Here is a 17,581-nt window from a genome sequence, read left to right as displayed (position 1 = left end):
GCGCGGTTCGAATTTGCAACCGTGGTCAGACTTTTAGCCGGTCGGTATGCGCGGATCCTGCACGATGTAGAACGTCCAGCGCGGCGTGTAGTCGGTGATCAGGAAATCGAAGGTTGCTGACTTCAGCGGATCGACCTTGCCGTTTTTGAACAGCAACTGGTCATAGGGTTCGAACTTACGCTCGAAATCGGCGAAATTGCTGGAGATGATGTTGTCGGGCGTCTTGTTGCGCTGGTCGAAGGATAGGCCATCGCCGAACACGCTCGGCTGGTCGAGGATTTCCTGCAGCTCGAACTGGAACTCCACCCAGGGGAGCGCGCTGTTGTTGAGCACGTCGATGCGCATATACATCACGCCGTTGGCGACCTCGCCGGCCTTGCCGAAGGGCTCGATCGGCTTGGTCGCGCGGATGGTCAGCGTCACCGGCGTCGCCGTGTTCAGCTCCTCCTTGATGACCAGCGGATCTTCCTTGGTGCCGATGCCGGACACGCTGGTAATACGGAAGCCGCCCAGCTCGTCGGAGAAGGAATAGGCGCCGGTGGTCCAGACCTTCACCGGATCGGCCTCAGCTGGCAGGCTCAAAAAGAGGAGCGGAAGAACCGCGCGCCAGGCCAGGCTCGGCGTGAAGAGTAAGCGCTTCGATGGAAAGCCGGAGGGCTCTGGACTGCGCATGGCGCGAAGTATTGCCGATAACCAAGCCGCCGAACAATTAAAAACATGCAGGCGCCGCCTGGCCTGCCAACATGCCGGGTCTGGCCTATGCTTGGCCATGGCCTGTGCTGCTGCCGTTTCGTAGGAAAACCGCGACTTTTTGTCGAAATCGGCGTTGTCACGTCAGCGCCGGTTTCGCGTCGCGAATTGATGCGCTATGCAGCGCGTGAGCCAGCACAATGCGAGAATGCGGCAAGCGATAGAGGGGTCGATGAGCGATATCGAACGCGAAAGCATGGAATTCGACGTGGTGATTGTCGGCGCCGGTCCCGCCGGCCTTGCCGCGGCGATCCGCCTGAAGCAGCTCAACCCTGAGCTCTCCGTCGTCGTCCTGGAGAAGGGCGGCGAGGTCGGCGCGCACATCCTGTCCGGCGCGGTCGTCGATCCGATCGGTATCGACCGGCTGCTGCCCGGCTGGCGCGAGGAGGGCGATCATCCGTTCAAGACGCCGGTAACGGCGGACCATTTCCTGGTGCTCGGCCCCGCCGGCTCCTTCCGCCTGCCGAACGTCCTGATGCCGCCGCTGATGAACAATCACGGCAATTACATCGTCTCGCTCGGCAATGTCTGCCGGTGGCTGGCGACCAAGGCCGAGGCGCTGGGCGTCGAGATCTATCCGGGCTTCGCCGCGGCAAGCCTCGTCTATAACGACGCCGGCGCCGTCACCGGCGTCATCACCGGAGACATGGGCGTCGAGAAGGACGGCACGCATGGCCCGGCTTACGCGCCAGGCATGGCGCTGATGGGCAAATATGTGCTGATCGGCGAGGGCGCGCGCGGCTCCTTGGCCAAGCAGCTCATCGCCAAATACCAGCTTGCCGACGGCCGCGAGCCGGGCAAGTTCGGCATCGGCCTCAAGGAACTGTGGCAGGTCAAGCCGGAGAACCACAAGCCGGGTCTGGTGCAGCACTCTTTCGGCTGGCCGCTCGACATGAAGACCGGCGGCGGCTCCTTCCTCTATCACCTCGAGGACAACCAGGTGGCGGTCGGCTTCGTCGTCCACCTCAACTACAAGAACCCCTATCTCTCGCCCTTCGAGGAGTTCCAGCGCTTCAAGACGCATCCGGCGATCGCCGGCACCTTCGAAGGCGCCAAGCGCATCGGTTATGGCGCGCGCGCCATCACCGAGGGCGGCTGGCAGTCCGTGCCGAAGCTGTCTTTCCCGGGCGGCGTGCTGATGGGCTGCGCTGCCGGCTTCGTCAACGTGCCGCGCATCAAGGGTTCGCACAATGCGGTGCTGTCCGGCATGCTGGCGGCCGAGCATGTCGCCGACGCCATCGCCGGCGGCCGCGCCAATGACGAGCTCGCCTCCTATGAAGAAGCCTGGCGCGGCAGCGATATCGGCAAGGACCTGAAGAAGGTGCGCAACGTCAAGCCGCTCTGGTCGCGCTTCGGCACCATCGTCGGCGTCGGCATCGGCGGCCTCGATATGTGGCTGAACACGCTGTTCAGCTTCTCGCCCTTCGGCACGCTGAAACACGGCAAGGCCGACTATTCGACGCTCGAGCCGGCCTCCAAGCATCAGAAGATCGCCTATCCGAAGCCGGACGGCGTCTTGACCTTCGACCGGCTCTCCTCGGTGTTTCTGTCCAACACCAACCATGAGGAAAACGAGCCGGTGCATCTGATCGTCGGCGACATGGCGCTGCAGCAGCGTTCCGAACACGACGTCTTCGCCGGTCCCTCGACCCGCTATTGCCCGGCCGGCGTCTATGAATGGGTGGACAAGGACGGCAACGCCGCCGCCGATCCGTCGGCCAAGGACGTGCGCTTCGTCATCAACGCGCAGAACTGCGTGCACTGCAAGACCTGCGACATCAAGGATCCGAACCAGAACATCAACTGGGTGCCGCCTCAAGGCGGCGAAGGCCCGGTCTATCAGGGCATGTGAGCCGCTTCATCGACCGGCAGCGGTTTGCGGTTCCGGTCAGCGGGTTCCTTACGCTTGAAATTGCAGACGGCTTATAGTTCCTTCTCTGCGGATAGGGAGCAAATGGGCCATGCGCCTGGCGGTTCTTACATGCCTCATCATGCTCGGCGGCCTGTGCGGCGGCGCCCCGCAGGCCCTGGCCGGCACCAAGGTGCTGGTCACGACACGCAGCTATGACGTTGTGGGCACGACGGGCGCTGCCCTGGTCGAAGCGATGAACCGCAAAGGTCCCAAGCACGGCTTCATGACCCGCGCCATCGCCGACACCGGCTATGTGGTGAACTGGAAGCTCGATGTGGACCGCACCGACGGGGTCTGCAGGTTGCGAGGCGCCGACGGAACGATGGAGCTCACCTACACTTTTCCGCGCTTGGCTTCGCCGCCGAAACCCGAGCTCGAGCGGCGCTGGCGGCGCTTCCTCGCCGGCGTCCACGCCCACGAGCGTCATCACGGTCGAATCGCCGAGGCCATGATGCGGGCCACCGATAAGTCCATTGCCGGCCTGAAGCTGGCCGACAATTGGTTCTGCACCGCCACCCATCGCGAGGCCAGGCGCCGGATCGACGCCGTCTACGCGCAATATGAAGCGAAACAGAACACTTTCGACGCGCGCGAGCACCGCGACGGCGGCCATGTCGACCGGCTGGTCAATGCGCTGATCGGAAAGAACTGAAAAACTCCAGCCCGGTTCGCCTGCCAGGGCAGGGCGTCAGCTGCGCGGTCCGTCCGGCGCGTCGTTCGCCGCCAGTGCCGACTTGTGCGCGTCCTCGGGCGGGTCGCTTGCGGGCGGCAGCGTGAATTCGACCAGCACCGGCAGATGATCGGAGCCCGTATCCTCCAGCCGGGCCGACGACAGGATCGTCACCCCGCCTTTGCTGAACACCTGATCGATCGGCAGGCCGGCGTAGCGGCGCAGGACGTCCGGCAGGGTGCGGTGGAGCCAGGTCGGGCCGGCCGAGGGCATCAGCGTCATGCCGCGGAGCCGCGCCACCCGCCGCACCGCCGCGCTCCACGGCACGGCATTGCAGTCGCCGGCCATGATGGCGGTCTCGCCGAGCCCGGCCAGCGGCTCCGCCAATTCGCCGATCTGCCAGGACTGCTCCATTGGCCAAGGCCAGCTCAGATGGATCGCGGCGACGTCGACCGGAACGCCGTTGAAATCGATCGTTGCGGTCGCCATCGCGCCGCGCGGCTCGCAACGCGGCGCGGTGCCGGCGGCGAACGGACGGCGTGACAAGAGCGCCACGCCGAATATGCCGTTGGGATAGTCGCACAGGATGCGATAGGGATAGGCGCCGGCAATATAGCCGAGCTCCTTCGCCCACATGCCGGACACTTCGTCGAGCGTGATGACGTCTGGATTGGTCCGGCCGATCAGCGACAGCACCTTCTTCGGCGTCGGGTTGTTGAAGCGCAGGTTCATCTGCAGCAGGCTGTAGACGATCCGGTCGGCCGGCTTCGCGACCGCCTGCTGCGTCGACAATCTGGGCAGCGCGCTCGTGGTCGTGGCGAGGCATACAATGGCGAAGACCAGCGCCGCGACCGCCTGCAGCCGGTAGGAACCGGCAAGCAGCGGCAGCGCGAGCAGCGCCGTCAGCACGCTCAGATGCATGCGGAAATGCGAGAAGGAATCGAAGGCCGGATGCAGCGCGCCGAAGAACCCGGCCAGCAGCGCGGCCGAGAATGCCGTCATCGCCAGGAATGTCAGCTGAGACATCATGCTCAAGCGCGCGCCGCCCGTAGTCATCTGCTCCGACCCGCCCAGGACACCGTTCACGGAAACGCCGGAATGTCCTGTCTCCTTATTCCGACGCATCCCTTCGGACGCTTATCGGCCAAATTGCGGCCCTGCCAAGACGACCGATTGCCTCGGACCTGTGTCGTTACCGCAACGTTCCGCCCTGACTTGTTTCAAGCCAAGGCGGCTACTGGAACGCCGTCTCCGAGAAACTTCTGAGCTTGCGCGAATGCAGCCGCTCCATGGGCATTTCGGCAAGCTTCTCCATCGCCTTGATGCCGATGGTGAGATGCTGCGCCACCTGCCGCTTGTAGAACTCGGTCGCCATGCCGGGCAGCTTCAATTCGCCATGCAGCGGCTTGTCGGATACGCACAGCAGCGTGCCGTAGGGCACGCGGAAGCGGAAGCCGTTGGCGGCAATCGTCGCCGATTCCATATCGAGCGCGATGGCGCGGGACTGCGACAGGCGCTGCACCGGTCCGCGCTGGTCGCGCAGTTCCCAGTTGCGGTTGTCGATGGTGGCGACGGTGCCGGTGCGCATGATGCGCTTGAGGTCGTAGCCGGAAAGTCCAGTGACTTCGGCCACGGCTTCCTGCAGCGCCACCTGGATCTCGGCCAGCGGCGGGATCGGCACCCAGACCGGCAGATCGTCGTCCAGCACATGGTCCTCGCGCACATAGGCATGCGCCAGCACATAGTCGCCAAGTGCCTGCGTGTTGCGCAGGCCCGCGCAGTGGCCGAGCATGACCCAGGCATGCGGCCGAAGCACCGCGATATGGTCGGTGATCGTCTTGGCGTTGGAGGGGCCGACGCCGATATTGACCATGGTGATGCCGCCATGGCCGGGCTTCTTCAGGTGGTAGGCCGGCATTTGCGGCAGCCGCTGCGGCGGCGTGCCGTCCGAGGCCGTTGCGCCATTGGCGGTCACGACATTGCCGGGCTCGACGAACTCGACATAGCCGCTGTCGCCCTTGGCCATCAATTCGCGAGCCCGCGCCACGAACTCGTCGATGTAGAACTGGTAGTTGGTGAACAGCACGAAGTTCTGGAAATGCTGCGGGCTGGTCGCCGTGTAATGCGTCATGCGGTGCAGCGAATAGTCGATGCGCTGCGCGGTGAACGGCGCCAGCGGCCTCGGCTCGCCGAACGCCACCTCGAACGTGCCGTTGGCGATCTGGTCGTCGGTGCCGTCGAGATCCGGCACGTCGAACAGGTCGCGGATCGGCCGCTTGATGCGCTCGGCGGCCGCGCCGTCGACATAGCTGCCTTCCAGGAAGGCGAAATGCAGTGGAATGGGCGTCGTCGATTCCGACACGGTCACTGTCACGCCGTGGTTGCGCATGATGAGACGAAGCTGCTCGATGAGGTAGTTCTCGAACAGCTGCGGCTGGGTGATGGTGGTGGCGAAATGCCCGGGCGTCGGCATATGGCCATAGGCCTGGCGCGAGTCGACCTGGCTGAACGAGGTCGTGGTGACGCCGATCTGCGGATAGAAGGCCCGATAGCGCTTGCTCTCGTCGGCGCCCGCGGCAAGCGCCGCGAAGGAATCACGCAGGAATTTGGTGTTGCGATCATAGAGCGCCTGCAGCGCCGCGACGGCCTTTTTGGCGTCATGGAAGCTCTGCGCGCCGAAAGGCTCCGGCATCACGACCGATTCAATGGCTTGGGGGTAGATTCGCTTTTCCATGTCTCAATATAGAGATTCAGGATGGCGCTTGGGAGGGGGATGTGGGACCGCGAGAGCCGATAGCGTCGATTTTCTTCGGATGTGTTTAATGCATGTCGCCCAGAAGTGTGCGCGGTTCTGGGACAACGACATGCAGCAAAACAAAGACTTAAAGCGCCTCGCCTGAACCCGGTTCAGCGCGACGCGCTTTAAGGCGCGCTGGCTACGAGCCAGTCGCACCGTTCGACACTCTATAAAGCTTGTCCGCGCTGCAGGCTGATCAGCAGCACGAAGCCGACGCTCCTGTTCTTATTCGCCGGCGCCTCGATCCTGTGGCCCGCATCGGCGCGCATCATCGGCACAGCCAGCACCGGGGCGGCGAGCAGCATCAGGATGAGCGTCGCCCGCGGCAGCAGCCTCAGGATCTTCGTTGTGGTGGCGGCGATGCGGTTCATTTTGGTGGTGTCCCGATTTTCAATGTGGTCGATTTTCAACTTTGTCGTTTCAGCGCGTCACTTGGTTCACGGAGCCGAGAACGCAGCCACGGGCCGTTCCCACAAGCGGGCCGAGTGCCCGCCCTCGGCCACCAGGATGGCGAAGAGCATGCCGAACAGGCTCATCAGCAGGCAGACGATGGTGAAGCGACGGGCAAGCATTTTCTCTCTCCTTCAATGCGGGAGAGAATGCCGCAATGCCTCTGAACCGGTTATGAGACCGGTATTCATCTGCGGTTCAAAATGATTGACGAGGTCTCAAGCCGCCGTCGGCGACAAGACCGTTCGGCGGAGCGCCGCCGCCGCAAAAGAAAACGGGGCCGCTCGGGGCCCCGTTTCGGATGATCTCGGAAGGTCAGTTACAGCTTGTGCCAGGTCTGGCTCTTGCAGATCAGGCCGCCGAGCACGCAGCCGCTCATCTTGAGCGATGTGCCCGACAGCGTCGCCTTGCCGGAATAGGTCTTGTCGGTTTCCGGGTCGGTGATGGTGCCGGTGTATTTGTTGTCGCCAGCGGCCTTGAAGGAGCCGATCGTCTTGCCGGAGTACTTGCCGGATTTCAGCGTGATGGAGAACGCATCGCTGCCAGCGATCGCCGCCGTTGAGCCGGCCTGCGTCTTCCAATTGCCTTCGATCGGGTCGGCCCACGCGGCGCCCGCCATGATCAAGGTCGCCGCCAGGGCCAGGCTCGTCTTTCGAAACATCTTGTGCTCCTCCCAATGGGTATGCGGCGGGCTCCGGCCCGCCTTCCAGTCCCTTACGCAAAGGTAAAGCTAATCCAGCTCCCGCCAAAACAAAAGCGGTGCCGCCACGGAAGGTTGTAGCGGTTTTCGCCGTGCGCATGGCCGAAAATGAACGGCACCGGAAAAATGCTTCGGTTCCCGTGGTTAGCGAAGTCTTGATTCCGCTCCCGCCAATTTTCATCGAATTTGACGCAAGACCGCGCAAACGCTGGATTCCCATGCTTAACGGTTTCCCGCGTTTACCTCTTGTTTTAGCTTTGTTTTCCGCAAATTAAGCAAGCCATTTAACGACGGATTCAAAGCCAGGCTTCATCCTCGAAAGCATCGAAAGAGCGGCCCGCCCCGAGGGAAATCAAGGGACAGAAGGAGGCAGCTCTCGGGAGCCAGACAGGGGATTGAAATGGCACGTTTTGAAATGCTTGAAGACGGCTTCGGCGCCATGGGGGCAACTGCCCAGGCCGACATTCTTTTCGAACTGGGCATGATGTATGCGACCGGCCGCGATTGCGAGACCGATGTCGTCGCCGCCCACAAATGGTTCAACATCGCCGCGATCAAAGGTTCGGTCCGGGCCGCCGAGCTGCGCTCGGAACTGTCTGCCACCATGTCGAAGGTGGAGATCGCCATGGCGCTGCGCGAAGCCCGCGAATGGATGACGATGCACTGATCCTGCGCGCAGCGCTGAGAAGTTGATTTGGACAAGGCCGCGAAAAGACGGCCGGCCCACAAGACCAAGAACGCGGCAGGTAAACAAACTCAGCCGCGCGAAAAAACAGGGAAGCGAGCGGGTTTCAGGCGCGGGGCGTCTGGGGAGCTCGACTGCAAAAGCCGCGACCGACCGAAACAAGGTCGGCGCGGCTTTTTGCATTACGCTAGGTAATCACGCGGGCGCGTGGCCCAAGAAATCCTCGCCGGAATGAACCAAAACCGGCCGTACTGTCCTCTCGACAGTCTCGGCGAAGGGTGAAATTGTCCCGGCTCTGTGAAAGAAGCGCGGCCATGCCGCCGCGCGCAAGTGGAGGAGTTCTGATAGCCATGAAAAGATTGGGTATTTTGAGCGCGGCCGCATTTGGCCTGATGATGAGCGCCCCGGTTGCCTTTGCCGACGACATCACCATTTCGGTGGTCGGCCCGATGACCGGCCAGCTCGCCACCATCGGTGACCAGTTCAAGCAGGGCGCGCAGGCTGCCGCCGAGGCCATCAACGCCGCCGGCGGCGTCAACGGCTCGCAGATCAAGCTCGACATCGAGGACGACCAGTGCGATCCGAAGCAGGCGGTGTCGGTTGCCAACCGCATCGTCGCCAACGGCGTCAAGTTCGTCGACGGCCATGCCTGCTCGGGCTCGAGCATTCCGGCCTCCGCCGTCTATGCCGAAGCCGGTACGCTGATGATGAGCCCGGCCTCGTCGAACCCGGTGTTGACCGATGCCGCCGCCAAGTCCGGCTGGCCGACGATCATGCGCCTCTACACGCGTGACGACGCGCAGGGCGCCTTCATCGGCCCGTGGATCGCCAAGAAATATGCCGGCAAGAATGTCGTCGTCCTGCACGACAAGAGCGCCTACGGCCAGGGCGTTGCCGACGCCGTCAAGGCGACGATGAATGCGGGCGGCCTCAAGGAAGTCGATTACGAAGGCATCAACGCCGGCGAGAAGGATTACTCGGCCCTCGTCACCAAGCTGAAGGAACTCAAGGCCGACGTCGTCTATTTCGGCGGCTACCACCCCGAGGCTGGGTTGATCCTGCGCCAGGCGGCGGAGCAGAACGTCAAGTTCCAGCTGATCATGCCGGATTCGATCGCATCGCCGGAATTCTGGCAGGTCGCCGGTCCAGCCGGTGAGGGCACGCTGTTCGTCTTCCCGTCGGACCCGCAGGCCAAGCCCCAAGCGAAGGACGCGGTCGCCAAGATCAAGGCCGGCGGCTTCACACCTGAAGGCTTCACGCTGTTCTCCTATGCCGTGATCCAGGCCGTCGCCGAAGGCGTCAAGCGCGCCGGCACCGACGATCCGGCCAAGGTCGCCGAGGCGCTCAAGGACGGCAAGCCCATCAGCACCGTCGTCGGCGACGTCATCTTCGACGAGAAGGGCGACCTCAAGAACGCCAGCTACGACATCAACCAGTGGCACGACGGCAAATACGCGCCTATCCAGCAGTAATCGCTCCTGTTTGTGTGAAGGTGGCCGGGGCTCGTCCCGGCCACTTTCGTTTTATCGCTGGTCCTCCGCGAACCGCACCAGCACCGTGCCGTCGCTGACCTGAGCTCCCTCGGCCGCGATCTCCGCGATCACCCCGTCATGCGGGGCGGCGATCATGTGCTCCATCTTCATCGCCTCAAGGATCAGAAGCGGCTGGCCCTTGATCACGGCATCGCCCACTGCTGCCCGCACCAGCTTGACCAGCCCCGGCATCGGCGCGCGCAGGCTGCCTGAGGCGGCTCCCGCCTCGTCGGCCTTGGCGAGCGGGTCGCGAACCGTGAAGGTGTAGCCGACGGCGCCCTCGAAGACCGTGACGTGGCCGGGCCAGCGGACGGCGCGCGGCATGGTTCTCAGATCATGCGTGTTCACGGCATCATGCGGCGCCTCCAGCGCCACCTGGAAGCGGCCGTCCGGCCGCGCCGAAACCCGGGCCAGAATGTTCTCCTCGCCATGGCGCAGGCGGATGCGGCGCGCGAGCGTGTGGAAATGGGCATAGCCTGAGAGCGTCGACCACGGATCTGCGGCGGCACCTGGCGCGCCGGCGTCGGTCGCGGCCAGCGCCGCGGCGGCAATCGTCTCGTCGCTTGGCGCGGGGATGGCGGTGAGCGCCTCCTGATGCCTGCCGATCAGCCCGGTATCGACATCGCCGGCCGCGAAATCGGCGTCCGCGGCAAGCGCCGCCAGGAAGGGGGTGTTGACTGTCGAGCCGGCAACTTCGGTCTCGGCGAGCGCACCGCGCAATGCCGCAAGGGCGGCGTTCCTGTCCTTGCCGTGCACCACCAGCTTGGCGATCATCGGGTCATAGAAGGGCGAGATCGCGTCGCCGGCGCGTACGCCGGTTTCGACGCGCATCGCAGCACCCTCCGGCGCCGCGTCTGGGAATTTCAGATGATGCAGCCTGCCGGTCGCGGGCAGGAACCCTTTCGCAGCGTCCTCGGCATAGAGGCGCGCCTCGAAGGCGTGGCCGGAAAGCGCGATCTCGCCTTGCGTCTTCGGCAGCCTTTCGCCGGACGCGACGCGCAACTGCCATTCGACAAGATCGACGCCGGTGACCATCTCGGTGACGGGGTGCTCGACCTGCAGCCGCGTGTTCATCTCCATGAACCAGAAGCGGTCGGCTTTGAGCCCCTGGGAGGCGTCGACGATGAACTCGATGGTGCCGGCACCCGAATAATTGATCGCCTTGGCGGCCTTTACGGCTGCCTCGTTCATCGCCTTGCGCAGCGCAGGCGTCATGCCGGGGGCGGGGGCTTCCTCGATCACCTTCTGGTGGCGGCGTTGCGCCGAGCAGTCGCGTTCGAAGAGATGCACGGCATTGCCGAAATTGTCGCCGAACACTTGGCACTCGATATGGCGCGGCTTGTCGACATATTTTTCGACCAGCACCCGGTCGTCACCGAACGCCGCTTTCGCTTCGCGCCGCGCGCCCGACAGCGCTTCGGAAAAATCGTCGGGATGGTCAACGCGGCGCATGCCCTTGCCGCCGCCGCCGGCGCGCGCCTTGATCAGGACGGGGTACCCGATCTCGCGCGCCTTGGAGGCGAGCAGCACGATCTCCTGCGCTTCGCCATGATAGCCGGGCACGACGGGCACGCCGGCCGCCTCCATCAGCCGCTTGGCGGCGTCCTTCAATCCCATGGCGCGGATAGAGGCGGCGCTCGGCCCGATGAAGACGAGGCCTGCCGCGGTCACCTGGTCGACGAAATCCGGATTTTCCGACAGGAAGCCGTAACCGGGATGGATCGCCTCGGCGCCGGTGGCGAGCGCCGCGGCAACGATCTTGTCGCCGCGCAGATAGCTTTCGCCGACAGGCGAGGGCCTATATGCACCGCCTCGTCGGCCATCTCGACATGCAAGGCGCGGGCGTCGGCGTCGGAATAGACGGCCACGCTGCGCACGCCGAGCTTGCGGGCCGTGCGAATGACGCGGCAGGCGATCTCGCCGCGATTGGCGATCAGGATCTTGCCGAACATGGAACCTCCGCAGCCAGAGTATGCTTTGAGCGAGGTCGGCGTTCCTTCGCGCCCCCCTCTGTCCTGCCGGACATCTCCCCCACTTGGGGGGAGATTGGATGTCGCCGCCGCCTTCGCCAACTATCGACGTTGCAAAGGAGCCGTCCGCAAAGCTGCTGATCTCCCCCCTTCTGCGGGAGATGCCCGGCAGGGCATAGGGGGGCGCTGTCCCGCCAGCGCTTCGGGACAAGCATTCGTCCGAAATCATAGACCTCTCCCTCGCCAAGGGAGTGCTCTGCCGAGGTCGCCTCTTGGGCAGTTTTGGTCATCAAGGTCCGCTCCTTCCAACGGCAGCGGCGGCCCGCCGGTAGATCTCCGCCGTCTGCTCATCGAAACAGCAGAAGGTAACTGCATCCGGCACTGCATTCTGCCGCAGAAAGTTACTGACTGTGTCGACGGCAATCCCAGTCGCTTCCTCCTTCGGAAAGCGGTAAATACCGGTCGAGATCGCCGGAAACGCCACCGTCCGGCAATCATGGCCGAGTGCGATTTCGAGCGAGCGCCGATAGCACGAGGCAAGCAGGCTCGCCTCGCCCTCGCCGCCGCCCTGCCAGACCGGACCGACCGTATGGATGATGAAACGCGCCGGCAGGCGGTAGCCCCTGGTCAGCTTGGCGTCGCCGGTCTTGCAGCCGTTGAGCGTCCGGCACTCGGCAACCAGCTCCGGCCCGGCCGCGCGGTGGATGGCGCCGTCGACGCCGCCACCGCCGAGCGATGAGGAATTCGCTGCGTTCACGATGGCATCCACCACGAGTCGGGTGATGTCGCCGGTGTGGATGCGGATCCTGTCGCCGAGAGCACCCATCGTCACATCCTGAACACGCCGAACTTCGTGTCCTCGATGCCGGCATTGAGCGCCGCGGAGAGGCTGAGCGCCAGCACGTCGCGGGTTCTGGCCGGATCGATGATGCCGTCGTCCCAGAGCCTCGCCGAGGAATAGAGCGGGTGGCCCTCATGCTCGTATTTCATCAGGATCGGCTTCCTGAATTTGGCTTCCTCCTCGGCACTCCATTCACCACCCTTGCGCTCGATGCCTTCGCGTTTGACCATGGCAAGCACGGTGGCTGCCTGCTCGCCGCCCATCACCGAGATGCGCGCGTTGGGCCACATCCATAGGAAGCGGGGCGAATAGGCGCGGCCGCACATGCCGTAATTGCCGGCGCCGAACGAGCCGCCGATGATGACGGTGAGCTTCGGCACCTTGGCGGTGGCGACGGCCATGACCAGCTTGGCGCCGTCCTTGGCGATGCCGCCGGCCTCGTATTTTCGCCCCACCATGAAGCCGGTGATGTTCTGCAGGAAGACCAGCGGAATGCCGCGCTGGCAGCAGAGCTCGATGAAATGCGCGCCCTTGAGCGCGCTTTCGGAAAACAGCACGCCGTTGTTGCCGAGGATGCCGACCGGCATGCCGTGCAGATGCGCGAAGCCGGTGACCAAGGTCGTGCCGTAATTCTGCTTGAACTCGTCGAACTCCGAACCGTCGACAAGGCGCGCGATCACCTCGCGCACGTCATAGGGCTGGCGCAGATCCGTCGGCACGATGCCGTAGAGTTCCTGCGGATCGTAAAGCGGTTGGATCGGCTTCTGCAGATTCAGGCTCAGGGCCTTGTTCCGATTCAGATTCCGGATGATGCGCCGGCAAATGGCCAGGGCGTGCTCGTCGTCCATGGCGTAGTGGTCGGCGACACCGGAAAGCCTGGTATGGACGTCCGCGCCGCCGAGCTCCTCGGCGCTGACATCCTCCCCCGTCGCCGCCTTCACCAGCGGCGGGCCGCCAAGGAAGATGGTCGCCTGGTTGCGCACCATGATCGTCTCGTCCGACATCGCCGGCACGTAGGCGCCACCCGCCGTGCAGGAGCCCATCACGCAGGCGATCTGCGGGATGCCCGCCGCCGACATGTTGGCCTGGTTGTAGAAGATGCGGCCGAAATGCTCGCGGTCGGGGAAGACTTCATCCTGGTTCGGCAGATTGGCGCCGCCGCTGTCGACCAGATAGACGCATGGGAGGTTGTTCTGCAGCGCGATCTCCTGCGCGCGCAAATGCTTCTTCACCGTCAGCGGATAATAGGTGCCGCCCTTCACCGTCGCGTCGTTGACGACGACCATCACCTCCCGGCCCTCGACCCGGCCGATGCCGGTGATGATGCCGGCCGACGGAATGTCCTCGCCATACATCGACCAGGCCGCGAACTGGCCGACCTCGAGGAAGGGCGAGCCGGTGTCGAGCAGCTGTGCCAGCCGCTCGCGCGGCAGAAGCTTGCCGCGTGAGACATGGCGTTCGCGCGCCTCGTCGGAGCCGCCGCGCTCGACGCCTGCCGCCTTCTCGGAAATGTCGTCGACCAGCGCCCGCATGCGTTCGGCATTGGCGCGGAAAATGTCGGAGGAGGGGGAGATCTGGGTTTGCAGGGTGGCCAATTTGTTCCTCACACCTCTTGATGCCGTAGCGGAACCAGTGTAACAGCCCGCGCCCGGATGCAGCGTGCCAACCGTGGCATCTTTTGTACGTATGACACCCTCAAGAGGCGACGATGGAAAGCATGGATATGCGTTTCACCAGATGTCTCCCTTCGGCCATGGCCTGACGCCGCCGAAGGGCGGCTGTCCACGTCCCGAATCTGAGCAAGAGGAACACGGCGCCCGCAGGCGCTGTGGGTGTCATCATGTATTTGCGGTTTGTAACGCCGCTGATCCATCCGAACAGCCGGGTGGAGACCGGCTTCTTCCACGCGTCCTGGTACCTGTACCGGAACGGATGCCCGGACTGGATCCATGACGAATTGGACGATCAGTTCGACTGGTTCAACCGGCATCTGCCCATTCCAGGCCGGGTCGGCCGGCATTTCAAGCGCCGGAATTCGATCTGGGGCATCTGCTGGTTCCATCCGGACGCCAGGGAAGCGATCAGTCGTGCGCGTTATTGCGCCTGGCTGATCGAAGAGGGTGGTTTGCCGGTGCGCCCGATCACGGCGGCCCGTCAGCGCGAGATCCTGTGGCGCGACGCGCATCAGATCGTCGCCAAGCCAACCGACGACCTGCCCAAGGCGTTCGGCTGAGATGGCGGAGAGGGGCATCACGCCCCCTCCGCCATGATCTCGCGGCCGATCAGCCAGCGGCGGATCTCGCTGGTGCCGGCGCCGATCTCGTAGAGCTTGGCATCGCGCAGCAGCCGTCCCGTCGGGTAATCGTTGATATAGCCGTTGCCGCCGAGCAGCTGGATCGCGTCGAGTGCCATCTGCGTCGCCTTCTCGGCCGCGAAGAGCAGGCAGCCGGCGGCGTCCTTGCGCGTGGTCTCGCCGCGATCGCAGGCGGCCGCCACCGCATAGACGTAAGCCCGCGCGGCATTCATCGTCGTGTACATGTCGGCGAGCTTGCCCTGCACCAGTTGGAACGTGCCGATCGGCTGGCCGAACTGCTTGCGCTCATGCACGTAAGGTACGGCGACGTCGAGGCAGGCCGCCATCAGCCCGATGGGGCCTCCGGAAAGCACTGCCCGCTCATAGTCGAGCCCCGACATCAGCACCTCGACGCCGCGCCCTTCCTCATGCAGCACATTCTCGAACGGCACCTCGACATTTTCGAAGACGAGCTCGCCGGTGTTGGAGCCGCGCATGCCGAGCTTGTCGAGCTTCTGCGCCACCGAAAAGCCGGCAAAAGTCTTTTCGACGATGAAAGCGGTGATGCCGCGCGAATGGCGCTCCGGATCGGTCTTGGCGTAGACCACCATCGTTCCGGCGTCGGGGCCGTTGGTTATCCACATTTTCGAGCCGTTGAGCACATAGCGGTCATTGCGCTTTTCGGCGCGCAGCCTGAGCGACACCACGTCGGAGCCAGCGCCCGGTTCCGACATCGCCAGCGCGCCGACGGTTTCGCCCGAGCAGAGGGCAGGCAGGTATTTCTCCTTCTGCGCCGGCGTGGCCCAGCGATTGATCTGGTTGACGCAAAGGTTGGAATGCGCGCCGTAGGAGAGGCCGACAGAAGCCGATGCGCGCGAAATCTCCTCCATGGCCACGACATGCGCGAGATAGTTCATGCCGGTTCCGCCGAAATCAGGATCGGCGGTGATGCCGAGCAGGCCGAGCGCGCCGAGCTCGCCCCACAGATGCGCGGGAAACTCGTTGGAGCGGTCGATCTCCGCCGCGATCGGCGCGATCCTGTCCTGAGCGAAGCGCCGTACAGTGTCGCGCAACGCCTCGATGTCGGGATCAAGTCCGAAGCTGAGCGTGTTCGTGTACATGCCGTTCCTCCCTGCGCACGCCCCGGTCTTCGCGGGGATCATGCCCGTATCAGAGTGCCACGGCGTTCCCGGCTCGCCCGGAAGGACGCGCGGTGCCATGGCTGATTGTCGCGCCGACCAGGCGCATTGTCATCGAAAGATATGATGCCGTGACTTCGGCGAGCGACAGCCGTTCGCCCGGACGGAACCAGACGATCACGCCGGTCATCATCTGGATCAGCGCCATGGCGGTCAGGCCCGTATCGTCGATCTCGAACGCGCCTGCTTCCACGCCGTCGCGCAGGATCGTGCGCAGCTCCTTCTCATAGGCTGTGCGCATCTTGAGGATCTGCGTCAGTCTTTCATGCGACAGGCTGCGCAATTCCATGTTGGAGACATGGGTGGCGTGGCGCCGCTCGATGTGGAAGGCGATATGGTTCTCGACATAGGCGGCAAGCCGGGTGACCGGATCGGCACTTAACGGCCGCGCCGCGTCCCAAGCCTTGAGCAGACCCTCCATATGCTCTCGCATCAAGGTGAAAAGCAGATCTTCCTTGGTGGGGAAGTAACGGTAGAGCGCTGCCGCCTGCACGCCGACCTCAGCCGCCAGCTGCCGCATCGACATCGCCTCATAGCCCAGCCGCGCGATCAGGCTGACCGCCGCCTCGCGGACGGCCGCCTCGGTCTTTTCCCCGTCTGAGCCTGTGGTGCGCGCCATTTCGCCTCCAGCAGCACTAATAAAACGAACGTTCAATTAATTCAAGCGCCAAATCTCCCCCCCCTTGAGGGGGAGATGTCGCCAAAGGCGACAGAGGGGGTCGTCTCGCGTGAAGCGCCAACGCCCTTTGCGGCAAGAAGCCCACGCTGGAGACCTACGTGAGACGACCCCCTCTGGCCTGCCGGCCATCTCCCCCTCAAGGGGGGAGAGACCAACTCACACGACAATCCTGAAATCCACGGGCGCGTCGTCGCCCGCTTCCTCGATCTCGACCTTCGAGACGAGCGCGCCACGCGGCCCTTGCCACAGACGTTCGGTCATCGCCGTGACAGCGGCATCGGCGCCGGCAATCAGAGCGGTGACCGAGCCGTCGCGCTCGTTGCGCACCCAACCCGTCAACCCGAGACGCAGGGCTTCGCCGCGCGTCCAGACACGGTAGCTCACGCCTTGCACCGTACCGGAAACACGCACCCGAACGGCTTTTTGCTCACCTTGCATCGTCCGCTCCAGAATCTTCCCCATCAATCTGGAGCGCGAACGGGCAAATGCAACCGGTTCAAAGGATGGGTGGTATGGCGATTAAATAATTGACTCAGTCAACCAACAAGGAAATTATCGGATGTAATGTCTCCGAGGAGGGTCGGCATGCCGCATGAAGCCCTGGTCCATGAGATTCGTCGCTTCAACCGGTTCTATACCGGGCTGGTGGGGTTGCTCGATGAGACCTTGATGCAGAGCCCCTACACGCTGGTCGAAGCCCGCCTGCTGTTCGAGCTCGGGTGCAAGCCTAGACCCGTTGGACCGGCTGGTCTGCTGGCGCGCATGTTTCATCTCGACCTCGCGCCGGTGGCATCCGAACTGGCTGGAGAACTCAACCTCGCCCCCGCCTATCTCATGCGGGTGCTTCGGAGGTTCACTGCCACGGGGCTGGCTGAAATGCGCGACGACCCGGAGAACGGGCCGCCCGTCCTTGCGCTGACCGAGCGGGGTAAGGCCGCGCTGGCCGATCTCGAGGCAACGACGAACCGCGATCTCGCCCGCCTGATCGTCAAGCTCGAGAACGGGCAAGCCGCTGAGCTTTCCGATGCGCTGAACCGCGTGACGCGTCTGCTGGCAGCCGCGGGACTGTGAATCGCCCAATTAGCTCCCTGGGAAGCAGGGGC

General features: G+C 64.0%; 17 protein-coding genes and 1 pseudogene. 6 read left to right on the top strand and 12 right to left on the bottom strand.

What is annotated here, in order from left to right; genetic code table 11:
* Window positions 1–33: 33 nt before the first annotated feature.
* Window positions 34–672, bottom strand: coding sequence for a hypothetical protein (locus EJ072_RS02030; RefSeq protein WP_126078350.1), 639 nt, complete (start codon window positions 670–672; stop codon window positions 34–36).
* A 226-nt stretch (window positions 673–898) separates the two neighbouring features.
* Here EJ072_RS02030 and EJ072_RS02025 point away from each other — a divergent pair, with 226 nt between their 5' ends.
* On the top strand, window positions 899–2,602 hold the full coding sequence (locus tag EJ072_RS02025) for an electron transfer flavoprotein-ubiquinone oxidoreductase (protein WP_281059449.1): 1,704 nt from the start codon (window positions 899–901) through the stop codon (window positions 2,600–2,602).
* Between the two features lie 109 nt (window positions 2,603–2,711).
* A complete protein-coding gene (locus EJ072_RS02020; RefSeq protein ID WP_126078348.1) occupies window positions 2,712–3,314 on the top strand; it encodes a DUF922 domain-containing protein in 603 nt (200 codons plus the stop codon).
* A gap of 36 nt (window positions 3,315–3,350) precedes the next feature.
* On the opposite strand, the gene EJ072_RS02015 is transcribed toward EJ072_RS02020, so the two are convergent.
* From EJ072_RS02015 to EJ072_RS02000, 5 genes are all read right to left on the bottom strand, one after another.
* A complete protein-coding gene (locus tag EJ072_RS02015; protein ID WP_189343326.1) occupies window positions 3,351–4,361 on the bottom strand; it encodes an endonuclease/exonuclease/phosphatase family protein in 1,011 nt (336 codons plus the stop codon).
* A gap of 205 nt (window positions 4,362–4,566) precedes the next feature.
* On the bottom strand, window positions 4,567–6,024 hold the full coding sequence (locus EJ072_RS02010; protein WP_245467331.1) for an AMP nucleosidase: 1,458 nt from the start codon (window positions 6,022–6,024) through the stop codon (window positions 4,567–4,569).
* Between the two features lie 272 nt (window positions 6,025–6,296).
* Window positions 6,297–6,500 carry a hypothetical protein gene (locus EJ072_RS02005; protein ID WP_126078346.1) on the bottom strand — a complete coding sequence of 68 codons (204 nt, stop codon included), beginning with the start codon at window positions 6,498–6,500 and terminating at the stop codon, window positions 6,297–6,299.
* Window positions 6,501–6,566: 66 nt separating this feature from the next.
* On the bottom strand, window positions 6,567–6,701 hold the full coding sequence (locus tag EJ072_RS37240) for a hypothetical protein (RefSeq protein WP_281059457.1): 135 nt from the start codon (window positions 6,699–6,701) through the stop codon (window positions 6,567–6,569).
* Between the two features lie 197 nt (window positions 6,702–6,898).
* Complete coding sequence (locus EJ072_RS02000; RefSeq protein ID WP_126064738.1) at window positions 6,899–7,240, bottom strand: DUF2147 domain-containing protein; 342 nt, start codon at window positions 7,238–7,240, stop codon at window positions 6,899–6,901.
* Between the two features lie 439 nt (window positions 7,241–7,679).
* On the opposite strand from EJ072_RS02000, the gene EJ072_RS01995 reads away from it, so the two are divergent.
* Both EJ072_RS01995 and EJ072_RS01990 read left to right on the top strand, forming a co-directional pair.
* Window positions 7,680–7,946 (top strand): sel1 repeat family protein, encoded by a 267-nt coding sequence (locus EJ072_RS01995; RefSeq protein WP_042639605.1) that lies wholly within the window; start codon window positions 7,680–7,682, stop codon window positions 7,944–7,946.
* Between the two features lie 368 nt (window positions 7,947–8,314).
* A complete protein-coding gene (locus EJ072_RS01990; RefSeq protein WP_126078345.1) occupies window positions 8,315–9,436 on the top strand; it encodes an ABC transporter substrate-binding protein in 1,122 nt (373 codons plus the stop codon).
* Window positions 9,437–9,487: 51 nt separating this feature from the next.
* On the opposite strand, the pseudogene EJ072_RS01985 reads toward EJ072_RS01990, so the two are convergent.
* The 3 genes and pseudogenes from EJ072_RS01985 to EJ072_RS01975 all read right to left on the bottom strand — a co-directional run bounded on the left by EJ072_RS01985 (window position 9,488) and on the right by EJ072_RS01975 (window position 13,902).
* Window positions 9,488–11,448 (bottom strand): annotated as a pseudogene (locus tag EJ072_RS01985) (acetyl/propionyl/methylcrotonyl-CoA carboxylase subunit alpha).
* A gap of 307 nt (window positions 11,449–11,755) precedes the next feature.
* On the bottom strand, window positions 11,756–12,292 hold the full coding sequence (locus EJ072_RS01980; RefSeq protein ID WP_126078344.1) for an O-acetyl-ADP-ribose deacetylase: 537 nt from the start codon (window positions 12,290–12,292) through the stop codon (window positions 11,756–11,758).
* 2 nt (window positions 12,293–12,294) lie between these two features.
* Window positions 12,295–13,902: a carboxyl transferase domain-containing protein gene (locus EJ072_RS01975; RefSeq protein WP_126078343.1), complete on the bottom strand. Its 1,608-nt coding sequence runs from the start codon at window positions 13,900–13,902 to the stop codon at window positions 12,295–12,297.
* A gap of 245 nt (window positions 13,903–14,147) precedes the next feature.
* Here EJ072_RS01975 and EJ072_RS01970 point away from each other — a divergent pair, with 245 nt between their 5' ends.
* Window positions 14,148–14,540: a hypothetical protein gene (locus EJ072_RS01970; RefSeq protein ID WP_126078342.1), complete on the top strand. Its 393-nt coding sequence runs from the start codon at window positions 14,148–14,150 to the stop codon at window positions 14,538–14,540.
* A 17-nt stretch (window positions 14,541–14,557) separates the two neighbouring features.
* Here the strand turns inward: EJ072_RS01970 and EJ072_RS01965 are convergent, their stop codons facing one another.
* The 3 genes from EJ072_RS01965 to EJ072_RS01955 form a co-directional block, all read right to left on the bottom strand.
* Window positions 14,558–15,721, bottom strand: coding sequence for an isovaleryl-CoA dehydrogenase (locus EJ072_RS01965; protein WP_126078341.1), 1,164 nt, complete (start codon window positions 15,719–15,721; stop codon window positions 14,558–14,560).
* Between the two features lie 49 nt (window positions 15,722–15,770).
* A complete protein-coding gene (locus EJ072_RS01960; protein WP_126078340.1) occupies window positions 15,771–16,418 on the bottom strand; it encodes a TetR/AcrR family transcriptional regulator in 648 nt (215 codons plus the stop codon).
* A gap of 216 nt (window positions 16,419–16,634) precedes the next feature.
* Complete coding sequence (locus tag EJ072_RS01955) at window positions 16,635–16,916, bottom strand: acylphosphatase (RefSeq protein WP_126078339.1); 282 nt, start codon at window positions 16,914–16,916, stop codon at window positions 16,635–16,637.
* A 147-nt stretch (window positions 16,917–17,063) separates the two neighbouring features.
* Here EJ072_RS01955 and EJ072_RS01950 point away from each other — a divergent pair, with 147 nt between their 5' ends.
* A complete protein-coding gene (locus EJ072_RS01950; RefSeq protein ID WP_126078338.1) occupies window positions 17,064–17,549 on the top strand; it encodes a MarR family winged helix-turn-helix transcriptional regulator in 486 nt (161 codons plus the stop codon).
* Window positions 17,550–17,581 lie beyond the last annotated feature (32 nt).

Source organism: Mesorhizobium sp. M2A.F.Ca.ET.046.03.2.1 (assembly GCF_003952425.1).
Lineage (GTDB): Bacteria > Pseudomonadota > Alphaproteobacteria > Rhizobiales > Rhizobiaceae > Mesorhizobium.
This window is presented reverse-complemented; position numbering and strand designations above follow the sequence as displayed.